Origin of the sequence: Pelagibius sp. (assembly GCF_965249265.1) — a bacterium.
GTDB lineage: Bacteria > Pseudomonadota > Alphaproteobacteria > Kiloniellales > Kiloniellaceae > Pelagibius.
Map to the genome: position 1 here is coordinate 3,599,609 of NZ_OZ252224.1, position 19,949 is coordinate 3,619,557.

Annotated in this window: 17 protein-coding genes; 3 read left to right on the forward strand and 14 right to left on the reverse strand. The window is 65.3% G+C overall.

Translation table 11 applies throughout. The features are described from left to right. Positions 1-112 precede the first annotated feature (112 nt). The 3 genes from ACP146_RS17210 to ACP146_RS17220 all read left to right on the forward strand — a co-directional run bounded on the left by ACP146_RS17210 (position 113) and on the right by ACP146_RS17220 (position 2,671). Entirely contained in the window at positions 113-637 is a 525-nt protein-coding gene (locus ACP146_RS17210) for a PAS domain-containing protein (RefSeq protein ID WP_422367982.1), read from the forward strand. Continuing rightward, positions 612-1,922, forward strand: coding sequence for a methyl-accepting chemotaxis protein (locus ACP146_RS17215; protein WP_422367983.1), 1,311 nt, complete (start codon positions 612-614; stop codon positions 1,920-1,922). Before ACP146_RS17210 ends, ACP146_RS17215 begins: the two co-directional genes overlap by 26 nt. A 116-nt stretch (positions 1,923-2,038) precedes the next feature. Continuing rightward, positions 2,039-2,671 carry a DJ-1/PfpI family protein gene (locus ACP146_RS17220; protein WP_422367984.1) on the forward strand — a complete coding sequence of 211 codons (633 nt, stop codon included), beginning with the start codon at positions 2,039-2,041 and terminating at the stop codon, positions 2,669-2,671. Here the strand turns inward: ACP146_RS17220 and ACP146_RS17225 are convergent. The 14 genes from ACP146_RS17225 to ACP146_RS17290 all read right to left on the reverse strand — a co-directional run bounded on the left by ACP146_RS17225 (position 2,668) and on the right by ACP146_RS17290 (position 19,884). Continuing rightward, complete coding sequence (locus ACP146_RS17225; RefSeq protein ID WP_422367985.1) at positions 2,668-3,168, reverse strand: GNAT family N-acetyltransferase; 501 nt, start codon at positions 3,166-3,168, stop codon at positions 2,668-2,670. The genes ACP146_RS17220 and ACP146_RS17225 overlap by 4 nt on opposite strands. Before the next feature lie 2 nt (positions 3,169-3,170). Further along, a complete protein-coding gene (cobM, locus tag ACP146_RS17230; RefSeq protein ID WP_422367986.1) occupies positions 3,171-3,947 on the reverse strand; it encodes a precorrin-4 C(11)-methyltransferase in 777 nt (258 codons plus the stop codon). Continuing rightward, positions 3,944-5,785 carry a precorrin-3B C(17)-methyltransferase gene (gene cobJ / locus ACP146_RS17235; RefSeq protein WP_422367987.1) on the reverse strand — a complete coding sequence of 614 codons (1,842 nt, stop codon included), beginning with the start codon at positions 5,783-5,785 and terminating at the stop codon, positions 3,944-3,946. Before cobJ ends, cobM begins: the two co-directional genes overlap by 4 nt. Next, the gene (locus ACP146_RS17240) at positions 5,782-6,486 is read right to left on the reverse strand and encodes a precorrin-2 C(20)-methyltransferase (RefSeq protein WP_422367988.1); all 705 of its coding nucleotides are present in this window, start codon (positions 6,484-6,486) and stop codon (positions 5,782-5,784) included. The genes cobJ and ACP146_RS17240 overlap by 4 nt, the downstream gene beginning before the upstream one ends. Further along, the gene (gene cbiE, locus ACP146_RS17245; RefSeq protein ID WP_422367989.1) at positions 6,483-7,709 is read right to left on the reverse strand and encodes a precorrin-6y C5,15-methyltransferase (decarboxylating) subunit CbiE; all 1,227 of its coding nucleotides are present in this window, start codon (positions 7,707-7,709) and stop codon (positions 6,483-6,485) included. The genes ACP146_RS17240 and cbiE overlap by 4 nt, the downstream gene beginning before the upstream one ends. A 5-nt stretch (positions 7,710-7,714) precedes the next feature. Further along, the gene (locus tag ACP146_RS17250; RefSeq protein ID WP_422369667.1) at positions 7,715-8,341 is read right to left on the reverse strand and encodes a precorrin-8X methylmutase; all 627 of its coding nucleotides are present in this window, start codon (positions 8,339-8,341) and stop codon (positions 7,715-7,717) included. A gap of 199 nt (positions 8,342-8,540) precedes the next feature. Continuing rightward, on the reverse strand, positions 8,541-9,653 hold the full coding sequence (locus tag ACP146_RS17255) for a sirohydrochlorin chelatase (RefSeq protein ID WP_422367990.1): 1,113 nt from the start codon (positions 9,651-9,653) through the stop codon (positions 8,541-8,543). Between the two features lie 52 nt (positions 9,654-9,705). Then, a complete protein-coding gene (locus tag ACP146_RS17260; RefSeq protein ID WP_422369668.1) occupies positions 9,706-11,214 on the reverse strand; it encodes a cobyric acid synthase in 1,509 nt (502 codons plus the stop codon). A 17-nt stretch (positions 11,215-11,231) separates the two neighbouring features. After that, positions 11,232-11,858, reverse strand: coding sequence for a cob(I)yrinic acid a,c-diamide adenosyltransferase (gene cobO, locus ACP146_RS17265; RefSeq protein WP_422369669.1), 627 nt, complete (start codon positions 11,856-11,858; stop codon positions 11,232-11,234). An 11-nt stretch (positions 11,859-11,869) separates the two neighbouring features. Then, a complete protein-coding gene (gene cobN, locus ACP146_RS17270; RefSeq protein ID WP_422367991.1) occupies positions 11,870-15,610 on the reverse strand; it encodes a cobaltochelatase subunit CobN in 3,741 nt (1,246 codons plus the stop codon). Positions 15,611-15,614: 4 nt separating this feature from the next. After that, positions 15,615-16,649, reverse strand: coding sequence for a cobalamin biosynthesis protein CobW (cobW, locus tag ACP146_RS17275; protein ID WP_422367992.1), 1,035 nt, complete (start codon positions 16,647-16,649; stop codon positions 15,615-15,617). A 146-nt stretch (positions 16,650-16,795) separates the two neighbouring features. Then, the gene (locus ACP146_RS17280; protein WP_422367993.1) at positions 16,796-18,196 is read right to left on the reverse strand and encodes an NAD(P)(+) transhydrogenase (Re/Si-specific) subunit beta; all 1,401 of its coding nucleotides are present in this window, start codon (positions 18,194-18,196) and stop codon (positions 16,796-16,798) included. Positions 18,197-18,211: 15 nt separating this feature from the next. Beyond that, positions 18,212-18,622 (reverse strand): NAD(P) transhydrogenase subunit alpha, encoded by a 411-nt coding sequence (locus tag ACP146_RS17285; protein WP_422367994.1) that lies wholly within the window; start codon positions 18,620-18,622, stop codon positions 18,212-18,214. Positions 18,623-18,627: 5 nt separating this feature from the next. Continuing rightward, on the reverse strand, positions 18,628-19,884 hold the full coding sequence (locus ACP146_RS17290; protein ID WP_422367995.1) for a Re/Si-specific NAD(P)(+) transhydrogenase subunit alpha: 1,257 nt from the start codon (positions 19,882-19,884) through the stop codon (positions 18,628-18,630). Positions 19,885-19,949: the final 65 nt, after the last annotated feature.

Genomic DNA, 19,949 nt, shown 5'->3' on the forward strand with positions numbered 1-19,949 from the left:
TTCAGTAGCGACAAAAAGTCCCACGACATGCCGTCGCAGCTCAATCTTTCTTTAATGCGAGAAAACTAGAACGCTTGCCAGTCAGTTCGCTTTCACTTTCTGCGCGGTAAGCATGTCACGCTCGATCGTTACCCCGACAGGCCGGGAAGCCCTTTTCGGCATCGACGAAATCATCGTCTCCAAAACAGACCTCAAGGGCAGAATCACTTACGTCAACGATGTCTTCCTGCGGGTCAGCGGCTATTCCGAACAAGAGGCGGTCGGCCAGCCGCACAACCTCATTCGCCATCCGGACATGCCGCACAGTGTCTTCAAGCTGCTGTGGGACAAACTCCAGGCAGGCGAGGAAGTGTTCGCTTACGTCATCAACATGGCAAAGAACGGCGATCACTACTGGGTCTTCGCCCATGTTACGCCGAGCCCCGACAAAGACGGAAAGGTCCAGGGCTATCACTCGAACCGGCGCAAGCCGGACCCCGAACAGATCGCCCGGATCGAACCGATCTACCAGGAACTGCGCCAGGCCGAGAGCAACGCGGCGCGGCTGAAAGACGGCATGACCGCCGCACTGGACTTTCTTCAGCGGACCTTACAGGGGCAGGGAACGACCTATGAACGCTTTATCTTCACAGTCTAACGGCCAGCGCCTCGCCACCCTCGCCGCCTTGTCGATCATCGCCGCGATTGCTTGGCAGACGGCTGCAGGGAATGCGCAGATCGCGGCTATCGCCATACAGCTTCTGGCCCTTGCGGCGGTCGCGTTGTCGATCTGGGTCCAGCATCGCGTCGGCAGCGAGACAATGAAGATCATGGAGACAACGCAGCAGATCGCCCGGGGCGGCGACTTCAATCTGCGGGTTCAGCGGCCCGAGGCCGCCAGAGAGATCGTGGCGTTGCGCGACACCATCAACCATCTGGTCGACGTAACCGATGCCTTCGTGCGCGAGGCCGGGGCTTCCATGCAGCACGTCGCCGCCGGCAAGTATTACCGCAAGATCCTGTTGCGCGGCCTGCCCGGCGACTTCCAGGCGAGCGCCGGGCGCGTCAACACGGCCATCGCTGACATCGCCGACCGCACGCGGCATTTCTCTGAGCTCTCTGATTTTTTCGAGGCACAGGTCAAAACGACAATCGAGACGGTCGAGCAGGCCGTCTCAAGCCTTGGCGAACAGTCAAAGGGCCTTGGGAGCTGCGCCGACGAAACCACGCACAGAGCGACGACCATGGCCGCGGCCGCCGGCGAAGCCTCCGCAAACGTGAAATCGGTCGCCACCGCCGCCGAGCAGCTCTCCACCGCAATCCAAGAAATCACCCAGCAGGTGGAACACCAGGCCAAGATTGCGCATTCGGCACGCGGAGACGCGGAGAATGCCCGCGATCAGATGCGCGCCCTGGTCACAACCACGGAACAGATTGGCCAGGTCCTGGATCTGATCACCGAGATCGCCGACAAGACCAACCTGCTGGCGCTGAACGCCACCATCGAGGCCGCCCGCGCGGGTGAGGCAGGTAAGGGCTTCGCCGTCGTCGCCAGCGAGGTCAAGACCCTGGCGCAGCAGACGGCCAAGGCGACCGAGGAAATCGGCCGCCAGGTCACCGACATTCGCGATACGACACAGCGCACCTACGACGCCAATGAAAGGGTTACCAGCACCGTCGACACGATCAGCGAAATTGCCGATTCGATTGCCGGGGCCGCCGAAGAACAGAGCACCGTCACCCGCGAGATCGCCAACTCTATCGGGCAGGCATCCGCCGGCGCGGCCGAGATCGCCGAGAACGTCTCCCGCGTCAGCGATTCCGCCAATCAGACTCAGGATTCCGCCAAACTTATAGAGACGACGGCCGACGATATGACCGCGCAGATCAAAACCCTCGATCAGTCGGCAACCGAATTCCTGAAGGCGGCGCGCGCAGGCTGACACTTCAACCCATAATAATCACTGCTGGAGATCGACAAGACGCCGTAAACAGAGCGATACTATGGGCGCCATACTATGGTGAGAGACCCGCGTTACTTCTGACAGGATGCCTGGACGTGACCGCCGTTGCCATCGTGACACTTCCCGGTTTCAACGAGATTGACAGTTTCCTCGCCCTGAGCCTTCTGAACCGGGCGGAGGGGGTGACCGCTTTTCTTGCCGGACCCGCCCGCGAAGTGGTCTCCATGAACGATGTGCCGACGGTCGTTTCAGCAGGCTTTGCGGAAATCGCCGAAGCCAGTGCGGTGGTCATGGGGAGTGGCCAACGGTCGATTGAATTCGCGGCGGACACGCCCTTCCTGACACGCTTTGCACTTGATCCAAGCCGCCAGATTATCTCCTCCCAGTGTTCGGGCGCCTTGATTCTGGCGAAGCTCGGTTTGCTCGAGGGGCACCGGGTCAGCACTGATGACAAGACAAGGGGGCGGATCGCCGACATGGGTTTCGAGACCCTCGAGGCACCGCTCTCCGTCTCCGGCAACATCGCGACGGCCGGCGGCTGTCTGTCGGCTCAATACCTCGCCACCTGGCTTCTGCTGCGCCTGACCAATGAAACCGAAACCCGCCACGCTTTGAGTTATGTGGTGCCGGTCGGCCACGCCGAAGCCTATACCGACGGCCTGATCGATCGTGCCAAGGCAGCCGACCCGGAGGGTCTGCGCCGACGGGCCGCCCTCGGTCTGGGTTAAGCGATCAGGTAGCGCTTGGAGATGCGGTCGACCGGGGTGCCGTCGCTCAACGGAACAGCCGCCTTCACCGCGTAGTCCTGAAAACCCATCTTCCCGTAATAACCCAGGCCGCTTGTGTTGTCGGCGCGGATCGTCGCATTGATCGCGACAAGGCCGAGATCCCTGGCGACCGCAAGAGTCGCTGCAAAGAGGGCGCGGCCGACACCGGGCACCTTGGGTTGCAGCCGCGCGAAGGTCGCGATGTCACCCCAATCAGGCGGCAGACCGAGATTTCTTTCGAGGGACTGGAACCCCAGCAGCAGTCCGTCGTCATTCTCGGCCACCTGGCAACTCAGGTGATCTTCGCCGACGAGGAAGTAGTCCCTGAAAGTGGCATCGGTCAATTGGGTTTCATGCGCCGTAGTGCCGCCGACCGCGATAATTTCATTGAGCAGACTGCAAAGCCCGGCGGCATCGCCGTCTCTGGCCGGGCGCACGGAAAGAGCATTTGGGGCCACGCTCATGACCCCGACGAAGCCCGCCGCTTGGGCCGGAGCACATGGACGTGCCCGGGGTCGTAGAGGCGGCTGTCGCTGAAGTCGTTGGAGCCGAGAACCCGTCCAACCAAAATCAGGGCCGTACGGGTGATCTTGGCCGCGCGCACTTTCTGGCGGATGTCGGCCAGGGTGCCGCGGATGATCTGCTGGTCCGGCCAGGAAGCGCGGTAGACCACGGCGACCGGGCAGTCGGCGCCGTAAGCGGGTGTCAGCTCCGCCTCGATATGCTTCAGGTTCCGGATCGAAAGGTGGATGGCCAGGGTCGCCCCGGACTGCGCCAGGGTCGCGAGATCCTCGCCCTCGGGCATAGCCGAAGCCTTCATCGCCGTGCGCGTCAGGATGAGCGTCTGACTGATTTCCGGCAGAGTCAGTTCGCTTTCCAAGGCCGCGGCGGCAGCCGCATAGGCCGGTACGCCGGGCACGATCTCGAAGGCAATCTCGGCCTCGCGCAGGCGGCGGATCTGTTCGGCGATGGCGCCGTAGAGCGAAGGATCGCCGGAGTGCACCCGCGCCACGTCCTGACCAACCGCATCGGCTTCGATCATCTCATGCAGGATCTCGTCCAGGGTCAGGGGGGCGGTATCCATCACCAGGGCGTCTTGCCGGGCGAAGCCCACCACCTCTTCCGGCACCAGAGAGCCGGCATAGAGAACCAGCGGACAGCGCGCGATGAGATCACGTCCGCGCAGGGTGATGAGATCGGGCGCGCCGGGGCCCGCACCGATGAAATAGACCGTCACGCCGCATCCTCCGATTTCTTTTTGGCCTTCGCCGCGTAACCGCGGGGCGTGTAGACCCACTGCCCCCCGCCGCCGCGCGAGACGCGCTGCGTCTCGCTGGAGCCGACCAGCACCACAGTCAGCATATCTACCATGTCCGGCTTCAGCGCGGCCAGGTCGACCAGCTTCACGGTTTCACCCGGCCGGCCCAGATTGCGCGCCAAGACGACCGGCGTCTCCGCCGGGCGGTGTTGCTTCAGGATTTCCACCGCTGCGGCAAGCTGCCGGGTACGGCGCTTGGAGACAGGATTGTAGAAGGCAATGACAAAGTCGCCCGCCGCCGCCGCCTCGATGCGCTGCTCGATCGCCGGCCAGGGCGTCAAAAGGTCGGAGAGGGAAATCGTGCAGAAGTCGTGCCCCAGGGGCGCACCGGCCCGCGCCGCCGCCGCCTGCAAGGCCGAGACGCCAGGCGTGACCTTGATGTCGATACGTCGCCAGAGATCGTTTTCACCGCGGTCCAGGAGTTCGAAGACCAGGGTCGCCATGGCATAGATTCCGGGATCGCCGGAACAGACGAGCGCCACGTCCTTGCCATCGGCAGCAAGATCGAGCGCCACCCGCACCCGCTGTTCTTCCTCGCCGAGTTCGTAGCCGTGGCGCGTTTTGCCGGCGGCAAGCGGTCCCAGCAGATCGATGTAGAGCCCGTAGCCCACAAGGTCCGTCGCAGACAAAACGGCAGCCTCGACTTCGGGCGTACGCCAGACCGGATCGCCGGGGCCGGTGCCGACCACCGCAAGACTGCCCTGCGCCCGGCCAAGACTCACCGCATCGATCACGCTTGGAGCCAGCGCAAGGGCGCAGGTCGCCCGGCGGGACTTGGTCTTGGCGACAACCAGGCTGCCTTGCGGTCCGGCGGCGGCCAGGGCTGCCCCTTCGGCGACGCCGTGGCAGCCGACTTCGCGGAACACGAGATCGGAAGGGTTGGCGAGACGCGGGGCTTCCGCCTCCAGGCTCGCGGCATCGAAAAAGCGGGCGGGCACCGCCAGGCTGGCAGCCAAGTCCAAGACCGCTTTTTCATCCGCCTTCACGTCGATGGAAAACACCCCGGCCACGGCTTGGCGCGACAAACCGGCTTGCCCCAGGGTTGTCTCAACCAAGTCCGCCAGTTCCGCCGGATCGCAATCCCGCTCACAACCCACGCCGAGCGCCAGGACCGCCGGATGATAAACCAGACAAAACGGGCCAGAGGCGCCGAGTTCTTCGGTGACCTGAATCGATAGCGCGCCGTCTTCGCCGAAGGCCAGATCGCTTTGCGCCAGCCAGTCCGCCTCGCCGTGAAGCGTCACTTTCTCACCCGACAGAAGCGCCGCCGCGAACTCCTTGTAGTCTTCGGGATTACCGAGCCGCCAGCCAGCGGGCGGGGCGTCCAGGGCGAGGCCGAAACGCCGGTCGCCGGCGGTGGTGACCGCCGCCTCGATCTCCAGTGCAGCCGCGAGTTCTCTGGCCAGGTCATTAGCGCCGCGATGACCGCCCAGCAGCGGCACGACGGCAGCGCCGTCCTCCGCCACCGCAACCACCGGCGGCTCCACCCGCTTGTCCGCGAGCAGAGGGCCGAGCGCCCGGATCAGCGTGCCGGCTGCCGCAATGCCGATGATTGCCCGGCCCTCCAAGAAAGCCGCCTGCAGGGTTGCGGAGAAGTCCTCAAATCTCAGATCGGCCCCTGTTACACGGCCGGCTTTGCCGTAGAGCAAGGCGTTCGGCAGGACCGCCCGCAGATCGGCGGCAAGGTCCGCACCCGCTTGGGTGAGGGCGACAAAAACCGGCGCCAGTTCGCCCCCGACCATCCCTGCCGCGCTCATGTCCAGGCTTCCCCGCGCCGGTGGATCAGGATCATCGAGAAATAGGGCGCGCCGTCCTCCTCAAGGCTGTCCAGCGGCAGGATGCGCTGCTGGTCCATGGTCGCCCGCTCGACATAGCGCGCCCGATCGGAAAGCCCAAGATCGCCGATCACCCGGCGCACCTTCTGCAGATGACGCCCGACCTTGATCACGGCTGCGGCCTCAACGCCCTGCAGCCGTTCCGCCAGGGCATCTTCGTCCAGGGGCGCCGGGACGACGGTCAGCACATCGTTGCGCGCGGCCAGGGGTGCGCCCAGCACGGCAGCGCAGGCGGTCAGCGAGGAAACGCCGGGCACCACCTCCACCGGAAAGCGTTCCGCCACCCGGCCGAAGAGGTACATGAAGGAGCCGTAGAAAAACGGGTCACCCTCACAGAGCACGGCAACGTCGCTGCCTGCTTCCAGATGCCCGCCGATCTTGCCGGCGGCCCAGTCATAGACCTCCTGGGCCGGAAAGCGCGCGGCGACCATGGGCATACGAATCTCGATCTCGGTCTGCCCGCCGGGCAAGTGCGGCGCGACGATGGCGCGGGCCAGGCTGTCCCCCTCCTCCGGCGCCGGATAAGCGATCACCGGCGCGGCCCGCAACAACCGCAGCGCCTTGAGCGTCAGCAGTTCGGGATCGCCGGGCCCGATGCCGAGGCCGTAGAGCTTTCCCGTCATAGCGGCTTCCCGGCAAGGGCTTTGCGGTGACTGTACTGCGTCACCGGCATCATCGGCCGCCAGCCCTGAAAGGGCCCGACCGGCTCGGCGCGGGAAACGGCGATCCGGCTGAGCGCACCGCCGTTCTTTTTTTGCCAGGCCAAGAGAGCCTGCTCGCCCTCCAGGGTCACCGCATTGGCGACCAAACGGCCGCCCTCCTTCAATGCCTGCCAGCAGGTTTCCATAACGCCCTCGCCCGAGGCACCGCCCCCGATGAAAACCGCATCCGGCGCTTTGAGGCCCGCGAGTGCCGCGGGCGCCTCTCCCTCGACGATTTCAAGCGTTGGCGTTCCCAAGGCTTCGGCGTTCTCGGCAATCATCTTCAGGCGCTCGGTCTTACGCTCCACGGCAATGGCCCGGCTGCGCGGCGCGGCGCGCATCCACTCGACGGAAATGGAGCCACAACCAGCGCCGACATCCCAGAGCAGTTGATCGGGCAGCGGTGCCAAAGCGGCCAGCGTCACCGCACGCACTTCCCGTTTGGTCATCTGCCCGTCGTGGCGAAAGGCCTCGTCCGGCAGGCCGGGCACCCGCGGCAGCAAGACCGCCTCCGGATCAACGACACAATCGATTGCCAGCGTGTTGAAGGCCGCGATGTCATTGGCCCGCCAATCGGCAGCGGTGCCGTCGATCCGCCGCTCGGCCTCACCCTCCATGTGTTCCAGAACGGTCATCCGGCTGTCGCCGAAGCCGCGCTCACGCAACAAGGCCGCCACCGCCGCCGGGGTTTCCGCGCCCTCGCTGAGAACCAGCAGCTTGGCACCGGGCTGCAGGTAGGCCTGCAGGAGCGCCAGGGGCCGGCCGTGCAGCGTGAGCGTCTCGACCTCGGCCAGCGGCCAGCCGAGCCGCGAGGCCGCGAGAGCAAAAGCCGAGCGGCCCGGCAGGATGGTCATCTCCTGCAGCGGAATGCGCTTCAGCAGAGCAGAGCCGACGCCGTACCAAAGCGGGTCGCCGGTGGCCAGAACGCAGACGGCGGTGCCGCGCCTTGCCTCGATCTCGTCCAGCAGCGCGGTAAAGGGGCTGGGCCAGGCGAGGCGTTCGCGCCCGTCCTCCGGCACCATCGCCAGGTGCCGTTCGCCGCCGACCAGCACGGCGGCATCGTCCACCAACCGCCGCGCGGCAGGCGTGAGGCCGTCCAAGCCGTCTTCGCAGATCCCAATCAAGGAAAGCCAGGTTTCGGTCATGACCGTCAGATCCCGGCCCGCGCCAAGGCATTGACGGCAGCCGCAGCCATGGCGCTGCCGCCCCGCCGGCCGCGCAGGGTCAGATAGGGAACAGCCAGCTTTGCGGCGATGAGCGACTCTTTCGACTCCGCGGCGCCGACGAAACCGACCGGAAAGGCAAGGATTGCCGCAGGCTGCGGTGCATCCTCGTCCAGCAACTCCAGAAGACGAAACAGCGCTGTCGGCGCATTGCCGATGGCAACCACCGCGCCCGCCAAGTCTTCACCCCAGAGATCGACGGCGGCGGCCGAACGGGTTGTGCCCAAGGTCTTTGCCAGACCGGGCGTGCGGGCGTCGTTCAAGCTGCACCGTACTGGATTATCGACGGGCAGGCGTTTGCGGGTAATCCCGTCAGCGACCATCTCGCAGTCGGCCAGGACAGCGGCGCCGGACTGCAAGGCCGCCCGCCCGGCCCCAGCCAAGTCTCCGGCATAGGCAAGATCGCCGGCAATCTCCGGCATTCCACAGGCGTGTACCACCCGCAGCGCAATCTCCGCCACCTCCGGCGGCAAGGCCGAGAGATCGGTCTCCGACCGCACGATCTCAAAGGAGCGGCGGGCGATCTCCTGCGGGTCACGGATGTAATCCTCCAGGGTCGTGGTCATGCTACCGACCCAACTCCAAGCGTCACCCTCCGGCTTGAAGAACGCAGCATCCTGCAGAGGGTGTCACCCCCACCCCGACCCTCCCCCATCAAGGGAGCAAGAGACTTTGGAAACCTCGCCACAACTCCCCCTCTCCCTTTGTGGGAGAGGGCTGGGGTGAGGAGGCTTGTCGGCACAACGGGCACGATCAAGCCGACTTCTTCTTCATGCTGACCGGCCCCAAGGGGTGGTCGGCATGGGGATAAGGGTGATGATGATGCCCGTGGTCGTGCCCATGCCCATGCCCATGCCCATGCCCGTGCCCGTGGCTGTGGCCGTGTTCGTGCCCGTGGGAGTGCCCGTGGGGGTGATCGTGTGAATGCCCGTGGTCATGGTCGTGTCCATGATCATGACTGTGTTCGTGATCATGATCGTGACTGGGCGTACCGGTACCGATGCCCTCGACGTGATGGTGGTGGCTTTCCTGGGCCAGCCCGACCTCGGCCTCGAAGCCCAGCACCTGCTCGCGGTATTTACAGAGCTTGCAGTTCATCAGGTTCTCGCCGTCGATGATCTCCTGCACCCGCTCGGCAAAGGCATCGAGCACCGCCGGATGGTCGTTGAGGTAGGAGGCCTTGACGAACTCGATCTCCGGATGGCGGGCGGCCACCTGATCGGCGTAATCGTAGATGCGCTGCACCAGAATGCCGGTGAACAGGAAGTAGGGGAACACGACGATGCGGCGGTAGCCCAGCTTGGCGGCATGTTCCAGGCCCGGTTCAACCAGCGGAAAGGTGACGCCGGAATAGCAGGTCTCGCCCCAGCCGAAGCCCAGGCCCTCCCAAAGCATGCGCATGACCTTGGCCACGTTGGAGTTGGCGTCGGGGTCTGAAGCGCCGCGGCCCACCACCATCAGCAGGGTCTCGTGGCGCGGCACGTCATCGCCCGCCGCAGCCAGGGCCGCTTCGATGCGGGCGCTGGCGGCCTGCAGCAGCTTGGTGTCGATGCCCAGCTCGCGGCCGTAGTCGATGGCCATTTCAGGATGCTGGGCCTGATAGGTGTTCAGGACCGAGGGGATGTCGTTTTTCGCGTGGCCGGCGGCAAAGAGCATGCCCGGGATCGCCAGGCAGTGGGTGACCCCGCGCCCGCGCAGCGCGTCAAGGCCGTTGCGGATGATCGGCGTGGCGAATTCCAGAAAGCCGCTTTCCACGTCGTACTGCGGCAGACGGGCCCGGATACCGCGGGCCACGGCCTCGAACTCGCGCACCGCCCCTTCGTCGCGGCTGCCGTGGCCGCAGACCATCACGCCAATCTTGCCCATCAGTCTCTCCTTAAACGCCTGCTTGCCTGTGGTTTGATTCTTGAGCCGGACTTTACGGGGCCTTACGGGGACGGGGCAAAGGGAATTGTTCGACCACCGCTTCCTTGAGGCTCCGCGCCAGGGCGATCTGGTAAACCTGGTCCAGATCCAGGTGCGTCTCCAGATGCGCCGCCAGCGCGTCCAGCGTGTCCTCTACCTTTGACTCGTAGGTCAGACCCGAGGCGGCCCGTTCCTTCAGGCCCGCCAGATAAGCCGCGCGAAACGCGTCACCCGAGAAGAGCCCATGAAGATAGCAGCCCGCCACCTTGCCGTCGGCGGAAACCGCGCCCTCGGGCTTATCGCCAAGCCTGGCGAAAGGCCGCTCCAGCCCCGGCCCTTCGGTAACACCGACGTGCATTTCATAGCCCCGGATCTCAGCGCCGCTTTCCAGATGCCGCCCTTCAACCTCTTCCAGTGTCTTGTCGCCGCTGAGGCGGGTCGTGACCTTCAATAGACCGAGGCCCGCTTCCGAGGTCCCGGCGGGTCCCTCGATTCCCCCGGGGTCTTCGACACGCTGACCGAGCATTTGATAGCCGGCACAGATGCCGAGAACCCGCCCGCCGCGGCGCAGGTGCGCCTGGATATCGATGTCCCAGCCCTGGGCGCGCAGAAAGGCGAGATCCGACAGGGTCGCCTTGGAGCCGGGCAGGATGACGAGATCCGCATCGCCCGGCAGGGCCCGGCCGGGTTCGACGAAATCCACCGCCACATCCGGCTCGGCAATCAGAGGGTCCAGATCGTCGAAGTTCGCAATGCGCGCCAGCTGCGGCACGGCGACCTTGATGGCCCGCCCCGCCGACGCTTCAGTCTGCGACAGCGCCACCGCATCCTCCGCCGGCAGATGCCGCGCTTCCGGGAAGAAAGGCACCACGCCCAGCGACGGCCAGGCGGTGTGTTCGGTGATGATCGTCAAACCATCATCGAAAAGACTGACGTCGCCGCGAAACTTGTTGATGACGTAGCCGGCGATGCGCCGCGCCTCCGCCGGATCGATCACCGCATGACTACCGACCAGAGAGGCGATGACGCCGCCACGGTCGATATCGGCCACCAACAAAACCGGCAGATCGGCGGCTTCGGCAAAACCCATGTTGGCGATATCACCCTTGCGCAGGTTCACCTCCGCCGGACTGCCCGCTCCCTCGACCACCACCAGGTCAGCCTCGGCCTGCAATCGGTCGAAGCTCTCCAACACCTTGGGCAGCAGTTCGCCCTTCATCGCCTGATAGGTCCGGGCGTTGGCGTTGCCCCGGATCTTGCCCTGAACGACGACCTGGGCGCCGATCTCACTCTGCGGCTTCAGCAACACCGGGTTCATATCGGTGGTCGGCGCCACGCCGCAGGCCCGCGCCTGCAGCGCCTGAGCACGGCCGATCTCGCCGCCGTCGATGGTGACCGCGGCGTTGTTCGACATGTTCTGCGGCTTGAAGGGTCTGACCGTAAGGCCGCGCCGGGTGAAAGCGCGGCAGAGCCCGGCCACCAGCAGGGACTTGCCGACGTCGGAGCCGGTGCCCTGGATCATGATGGCCGGTGTGGACGTCAAAATTCGACGCCCAACTGCGCCTTCACCCCCTGCTCGCGGAAGGGATGCTTCACCTGGGTCATCTCGGTCACCAGGTCCGCCGCCTCGATCAACTCCGGCTTGGCGTTGCGGCCGGTGACGATGACATGCAGCATTTCCGGACGGTCGCTGAGGAAGGCCACCACCTCCTCCAGCGGCAGGTAGTCGTAACGCAGCACGATGTTCAACTCATCCAGCAGGATCATGTCGTAGGGCCTATCGGGTCTACGGCAGGCCTCGATCATCTCCTTGGCATAATCCCAGGCCGCCTTGGCGGCGGCGATGTCGCGGGCGCGGTCCTGGGTATCCCAGGTGAAGCCCTCGCCCATCGCTTTGATGGTCACCCGGTCGGAGAACTTATCCAGCGCGACGCGTTCGCCGGTCTCCCACTTGCCTTTCACGAACTGCACGATGCCGACGCGCATGCCGTTGCCCAGGGCGCGGAACACCAGACCGAAGGCCGCCGTCGACTTGCCCTTGCCTTTGCCGGTATGGACGATCAGCAGGCCCTTTTCCTTGGTCTTGTCGGCCAGCATCTTGTCGCGCGCGGCCTTGCGCTTCTTCGCCTTTTCATTGGCCCGGGCGTTGATTTCGTCTTCGGTCATCTCGGCCATGATCAGGCAACCTCCAGGGATCTCAGGGCGGCAAGTTCGCCGGCGGCAGAGTTGGAACGCGGGCGCCAGAGGCCGCGCTCCTGCGCTTCGGAAAGGCGCTCCGCCATCTCGGCCAGGGCCGCCGGGTTCTTCTCTTCCAGAAAGGATCGCACAGCCGGGGCTTCCAGGTAAGCCTCGTAGACGGCATCGAAGTGGTGATCAGCGACGGCGCCGGTGGTCGCGGCGAAGGCGAAGAGATAATCCACCGTCGCCGCCATCTCGAAGGCGCCCTTGTAGCCGTGGCGCATGACCCCGGCGATCCACTTGGGATTGACGACCCGGGCCCGCACCACACGGGCGATTTCCTCCTCCAGGGTGCGGATCTTCGGGCTTTCCGGGCGCGAATGGTCGTTGTGGTAAACCCGCAGGCGGGCACCGGAGAGATGCTCCACCGCCGCCGTCATGCCGCCCTCGAACTGATAGTAATCGTCGGAATCCAGCAGATCGTGCTCGCGGTTGTCCTGATTGTGGACCACGGCTTCGACCTTCTTCAGGCGGTCCTCGAAAAGGCCCTGGGCCGCCTGTCCGCCGGCCCCCGCGCCATAGGCATAACCGCCCCAGGCGAGGTAGGCCTTGGCCAGATCGGCGGCTTCGCGCCATCCGCGCTCGTCGATCAGCGCCTGCAGCCCCGCCCCATAGGCGCCGGGCTTGGAGCCGAAGACCCGGAAACCGGCGCGGCGCGCGGCTTCGTCTTCCGAAACGCCTTCGGCCATCAGGCGGGCCCGATCTTCAGCCACCTGGGCGGCCAGCGGGTTCTGTTCGGCAGACTCGTCAAGGGCCGCCACCGCACGGGCGGCGGAATCCACCAGATCGATCTGGGCCGGGAAGGCATCGCGGAAAAAGCCGGAAACCCTGAGCGTCACATCGACCCGGGGCCGGTCCAGAACCGAGAGCGGCAGAACCTCGAAGCCGGTAATGCGGCGCGAGGCGGTTTCCCAGGTCGGCTTCACCCCCATCAGCGCCAGGGCTTGGGCAATGTCGTCGCCGCCGGTGCGCATGTTGGCGGTGCCCCAGGCCGACAGCGCCAGACGGCGCGGCCAGCCGCCCTCCTCCTGCCGGTGGCGCAGCAGCAGTCGCTCAGCGGAGGCCCAGCCCAGTTGCCAGGCCGCCGGGGTCGGCACGGTGCGGGTATCGACGGAGTAGAAGTTGCGGCCGGTGGGCAGCACATCGAGGCGTCCGCGCGTGGGCGCACCGGAAGAACCGGGTTCGACGAAGCCTCCGTTCAAACCCTTCAACAGGCCTGCGACCTCGGCCTCGCCGGAAGCCTTTACCGCAGGCCGGACCCGCTGCTCGATGCCTTCCAGCACCGCCGCCGTCCGGCTCCAGGCCGCGTCCACATCCCTGTCACCGGAAACCAGCGCCTGCGCCAGGACTTCCAGCCGCTCCACCGTATCGCCCCGGCTGCGCCAGCCCTTGGTCTCCCCCAGTACGGCAGGCCGCGGGCCGTCCCAGGTCTCTCCCAGAACACAATCCAGCGGATCGAAGCTTTCAAAACCAAGGTCTTTGGCGAGGGCCCGGATCAGGGAAGCTTCGGCGCCCTCCCCTCTGCCGCGCGGCACGCGGGTCAGCGCGACCAGCAGGTCGGTCATCTGCTGCCCGCCCGGGGCTTCACCGAAGATGTGCAGGCCGTCGCGGATCTGCATCTCCTTCAGCTCGCAGAGATGATTGTCGAGCTTGCCAAGCGCGGTCTCCGGGTCGTCCTCCACCGCAATACCACAGTCCTTGTCGAGACCGCTCTGAGCCGAAAGATCGAGGATCTCTTCGCGCAACACCTTCAGGCGGCGAGGGTCGAGGCCGGCCGCATCGTAGTATTCGTCGACCAGCCGCTCCAGCTCCGCCAGGGGGCCGTAGGATTCGGCGCGGGTCAACGGTGGGGTCAGGTGATCGATGATCACCGCCTGGGCCCGGCGCTTGGCCTGGGTGCCCTCGCCCGGATCGTTGACGATGAAGGGATAGAGGTGCGGTAGGGGACCGAAAACCGCTTCGGGGAAACAGGCCTCCGACAAGGCCAGCGCCTTGCCCGGCAGCCATTCCATGTTGCCGTGCTTGCCCATGTGGACCACCGCCTGCACACCGACCGCCTGCCGCAGCCAGGCATAGAAGGCGAGGTAGCCGTGCGGCGGCACCAGATCGGGATCGTGATAGCTCGCCACCGGATCGATGTTGTAGCCGCGCGCCGGCTGCAGCCCGATGATCACTTTGCCCAGGCGGAAGGCGGCGAGGCGGAAGCTGTCGCCTTCCACAAAAGGATCTTCGGCGGCATCGCCCCAGCGCTCCGTCACTGCCTCGCGTACCGCCTGCGGGAGGCCCGCGAAAAAGCGCCGGTATCGGGAAAGGGCATAGGTTTCGCCGCCGGGCCGGTTGTGGCGGTCCGTCAGGTCGTTGGTCGGCCCTGCCGCCAGACGCTCGATCAGCGCCTGTCCGTCAGCCGGCAGTTCGCCGCAGTCGTAACCCTCGGTCTGCAGCGCCCGCAGCACGTTCATCGTCCCTGCCGGGGTGTCGAGGCCGACACCGTTGCCGAGCCGCCCGTCGCGGTTCGGATAGTTGGCCAGCACGATGGCGAGGTTCCGCTTCGGCTTGGGCGTGCGCCGCAGGCGCAGCCAGTTGGCGGTCAAAGCGGCAACGAAGTCGACACGGTCGGCTTGCGGCTCGTAGGCTACGACCGAGGTCTGGGTGACGGCATCGTAGCGTGCCTCGCCCTTGAAGGAGACGGCCCGGGTCAGCACCCGGCCGTCGACTTCGGGCAAGGCCACGTTCATGGCGATGTCGCGGGCCGAAAGGCCGGTCGTGCCCCCGGCCCAGGCCGCGGCATTACCGCCGGAGAAGACCACCTGCAAAACAGGTCCGTCGCAGACATCGAAGGGTGTCTTGCCACGCTCGGCGCCGGGCACCGCCAGAGCGAAGCCGGTGGCGTTCAGGATGATTTCGGCCTTGGCGTCGCCGAGCAGGCCGGCAACGACCTCCGCCGCCTGCGCGTCCTTCAGGCTGCTGCAGAAAACGGGCAGAGGATTGACGCCTTGGGCCTTCAAGGCGGCGATCAGGGCATCGACGGTGGCCAGGTTGCCGGCCTGCAGCAGCGCCCGGTAGAAGACGATGGCCGCAACCGGCGATGCGGGGCGCCAGTCGCGCCGCAGGTCGTCCAGGCCCGGCTGGCTGACGCCGGGCCAGTGAAGCCCGGCACGCAAGAGAGGGCGCGGCTCCAGCCAGTCCCTTTCCCAGCCCAAGAGGCTGGCCGCGTAGGCGAGCAGGTTTTCCGCATTCTCCGGCCCGCCCTCGATGCAGTATCGCCACAGGCGAAAGGCGGGTTCCTCGTCCAGGGTTGAATAGGTCGAGAGGTCGGGGTCGGGCTGATCGTCGCCCGGAAGCATCGCCAGCTTGATGCCCTTTGCGAGGCAGGCGCCATGGATCTGCTCGACGCCGTAGGGCCAGTAGCTCTCGCCACCCAGCAGGCGGACGACGACAAGCTTTGCCCCGGCGATCACCTGCTCGACATAAAGGTCGACTGAAAGGTTGTGGCCGAGCTGCATGAGGTTGGCGAGACGCAGGCTTGGGGCCTTCTCGCCCATCTTTGCCTGCGCCGCCGATAGAGCGGCCAGTTCGGTGTCGGCGGCAGAGAGAAAGACGATATCACCCGGCGTCTGGCCGAGATCGACCGCTTCCGATCCATCGGTAACGGCCCCCGGCGTCGCCTGGAGAAGGTGCATCGGACTAGCCTGCGAGCGCGGCCCGGATCGCAGCTTCGTCCAGGCCTGTCTCGCCGATGATGACCAGACGAGTGGCGCGTTCCTCGCCCGGCTGCCAGTCGCGGTCGTAGTAGTGCTGCAGCCGGTCGCCAACGCCCTGAACCACCAGGCGCATGGTCTTGCCGGCCACGGCCGCAAAACCCTTCACCCTTAGAACACCGTGCTCGGCGATGACCGGCAGCAGCTTCGCCAGCAAGGCCTCCGGCGCCTCGGCTTCGTCAAGCGCGACCGAGAAGCTGGTGAAATCGTCGTGGTCGTGTTCGCCGGCGGCATCGTGATGGGAGTGACGGGAATCGAGATCGTCCTCCGCCGCCGCTTCCAGGCCCAGCAGAACCGAGGCGTCGATGGCGCCATGGCTGCTGCGCAGGCTCTTCACCGCCGGGCGCAGATGGCGCGCGACCGTGGCTTCAACGGACTGAAGCTGGGAATCGTCCAGCATGTCCGCCTTGTTGATGACCACCATGTCGGCGCAGGCGAGCTGTTCCTCGAAAAGCTCTTCCAGCGGGGTTTCATGGTCCAGGTTCTCGTCGGCTTCGCGCTGGGCCGCCACAGCTTCGGGGTCACCGGCGAAGAGCCCGTCGGCCACGGCGGGGCCGTCGATGACCGTGATCACCCCATCAACCGTGGTGCGGGTGCGCACCTCAGGCCAGGCAAAGGCTTTCACCAGCGGTTTAGGCAGAGCAAGGCCGGAGGTTTCGATAACGATGTGATCCGGCGGATCGGCCCGGTCGAGCAGGGCCTGAATGGTCGGCAGGAAGTCGTCTGCCACGGTGCAGCAGATGCAGCCGTTGGCCAGTTCCACCACATCCTCTTCGCCGCAGTCCTCAATGCCGCAGCCTTTCAGGATCTCGCCGTCGACGCCGAGATCGCCGAACTCGTTGATCACCAGGGCAATGCGGCGACCCTTGGCGTTCTGCAACAGATGGCGGATGGCGCTGGTCTTGCCGGCGCCCAGGAAGCCGGTGATGACAGTCGCGGGAATCTTGCTCTGATTTTTCATAGCCTCTCGAATGTCCTTAAGCGAATCAGGGCCTTACGTGGCCCGCAGAGGATATTACAGAACAAGGCGAGAGCCCGGGCTGTTCCGACTGCGACCTCTATCGGCGCAGAAGCGGGATCGGGTCGCCTCCCCTAGTCCGCTTCCCCCTAGTCCGCTTCTAGGGCCTTGACGATGTTCTCGCACATCTTCTTGGCGTCATCGAACAGCATCATGGTGTTATCGCGGAAGAACAGCTCGTTCTGCACGCCCGCATAGCCGCTGGCCATGGACCGCTTGATGAACAGCACCGTGCCTGCCTTGTCGACATCCAGAATCGGCATGCCGTAGATCGGCGAGGCCGGATCGGTCTTGGCCGCCGGATTGGTAATGTCGTTGGCGCCGATGACGAAGGCCACTTCGGTGGCGGCGAAATCGCGGTTGATTTCGTCCATCTCAAAGACCTCGTCATAGGGCACGTTGGCCTCTGCCAGCAGCACATTCATGTGGCCCGGCATGCGCCCGGCGACCGGATGAATGGCATAGCGCACATCGACGCCCTCTTTCTTCAGGATGTCAGCCATTTCCCGAAGGGCGTGCTGGGCCTGGGCGACCGCCATGCCGTAACCCGGCACGATGATGACCTTGTTGGCGTTCTTCATCAGGAAAGCGGCGTCATCGGCGGCGCCGGACTTGACGGTGCGGTCTTCGTCGTCGCCGGCCCCGGCCGCGGCCGCCGTCTCACCGCCGAAGCCGCCGAGGATGACGTTGAAGATCGAGCGATTCATCCCCTTGCACATGATGTAGCTGAGGATGGCGCCGGAGGAGCCGACCAGCGCCCCGGTAATGATCAGCAGATTGTTCTGCAGCGTGAACCCGATGCCGCAGGCCGCCCAGCCGGAATAGGAATTCAGCATGGAGACGACGACAGGCATGTCGGCGCCGCCAATCGGCAGGATCAGCAACAGACCCAGCGCCAGGGCGATCAGAACGATCAGCCAGAACACCCAGCCGGACTGATCGATGCAGAGCAGCACGATCAGAACAACCGTCAGGATGCCCAGAGCTGCGTTCAGCGGATGCTGCATCGGGAAGATCAGCGGTTTGCCGGTGACCAGGCCCTGCAGCTTGGCAAAAGCGACGACCGAGCCGGTGAAGGTGATCGCACCGATCGCGACGCCGAGCGACATCTCGATAAGGCTGCCGACCTTGATGTCACCGGGTACGCCGAGGCCATAGGCTTCGGGCCGGTAAAAGGCCGCAGCGGCAACGAAGACTGCCGCCAGACCGACTAGGGAGTGGAAAGCCGCGACAAGCTGCGGCAGGGCCGTCATTTGGATCCTGAGGGCGATGACGGTACCGATGGCACCACCGATCAGCATGCCGACGATGATCAGCGAATAGCTCACAACGCCCGGCGTCGCCAGGGTGGTGAGAATGGCGATGGCCATGCCGACCATGCCGTAGAGATTGCCGGCGCGGCTCGTCGTCGGATGCGACAGGCCGCGAAGCGCCATGATGAAACAGATCGAGGCGACGAGATACAGCAGCGCTGCGAGATCAGCGTTCATGATTGTCCAGCCCCCTTATTTCTTTTTCTTGAACATGGACAGCATGCGCTGGGTAACGATGAAGCCGCCGAAGATGTTGACCGACGCGAGAATGACGGCCAGGAAACCCATCACCTCGCTGAAGCCGAACTCCGCCGGACCCGCGGCTATGAGGGCGCCGACGATGATCACCGAGGAAATGGCGTTGGTCACCGCCATCAAGGGCGAATGCAGCGCCGGTGTGACACGCCAGACGACGTGGTAGCCGACGAAGACGGCGAGGGCAAAAACCGTCAGCCCCACCACCAGGGCCGATGTTTCACTCTGACCCGCCGCTTCCGTAGAGAGGCGGCTTGCCTCGACGGCCAAAGACGCGACGTCGTTTGCCAGCTCGCGTGCTTCGTTGGCAATCTCCGTTGCCCGTTCTGCGAAGTTCTCGCCTGCCATGACCGTCAGCCTCCCTGCTCGCCGTTGGGTTTGGGCCCGTTGGACTCGGTTTCCGCCGCTTCCGAACCCGCCTCACTCTTCTCAGGCTCAGGTTCGGGCGCCGTTTCAGGTTCCGGTGGCGGGGCCTCTTGCTTCGGCGCCAGAGCCGGATGCACCAGCTCGCCGTCGCGCACGATACAGGTCTCGGAAACGATCTGGTCTTCCCAGTCGATAGCCAGGGCCTTGCTTTCCTTGTCGACCAGCAATTCGACGAAGTTGTAGAGGTTGCGGGCATAGAGTGCCGAGGCATCGGCCGCCAGCCTGCCGGGCACGTTGGTGTGGCCGACAATCTTCACACCGTCCTTCTCAACCACCTTGCCGGCTTCGGAAAGCTCGCAGTTGCCGCCGGTTTCCACCGCCAGATCGACGATGACCGAACCCGGCTTCATGGAAGCGACCATCTCTGCCGAGACGAGCTTGGGCGCCGGACGCCCCGGGATCAGAGCGGTTGTGATCACCATGTCCATTTTCTTGATGGTCTCGGCAATCAGCTCCGCCTGTTTTTTCTGATACTCCGCGCTCATTTCCTTGGCATAGCCGCCGGCGGTCTCGGCCTGCTTGAATTCCTCGTCTTCGACCGCCACGAAAGTGCCGCCCAGGCTCTCCACCTGTTCCTTGGCCGCCGGTCGCACGTCGGTCGCCGAGACGACGGCCCCCAGGCGCTTGGCCGTGGCAATGGCCTGCAGGCCGGCAACCCCGGCGCCCATGACAAGAACCTTGGCCGGGGGCACGGTCCCCGCCGCTGTCATCATCATCGGAAAGGCGGAGCCGTAAACGGCAGCGCCGTCGAGCACGGCCTTGTAGCCCGCCAGGTTCGACTGGGAGGAGAGAACATCCATCGACTGGGCCCGGGTAATGCGCGGGATCAGATCCATGGCAAAGGCGGTGACACCGGCACCCTGCAAGGCCTGCAGTTCGTCGCCGGCCCGGAAGGGATCGATAATGGAGATCAGCAGGGCACTCGACTTAAGGCCCCTCAGTTCGTCCGGCAGCGGACGGCGGACCTTGGCGATGACATCGGCATTGCCAAAAGCCACCGTGGCATCCGGGGTGATCGTGGCGCCGGCAGCCGTGTAAGCCTCGTCGGTGAAGGCCGCACCCTCTCCCGCCCCGGTCTCGACCGCCACCTCAAAGCCCAGGTTTATCAGCTTTTTCACAGTCTCCGTCGAAGCGGCCACTCGCGCCTCATCAGGGCGCTGCTCCCTGGGTATCGCGATCTTCATGTGATGGAATTCCCCTGTCTGCCCTGCGGTCTTTGGGAGACCGCGCACCAAATCACCCACCGTTG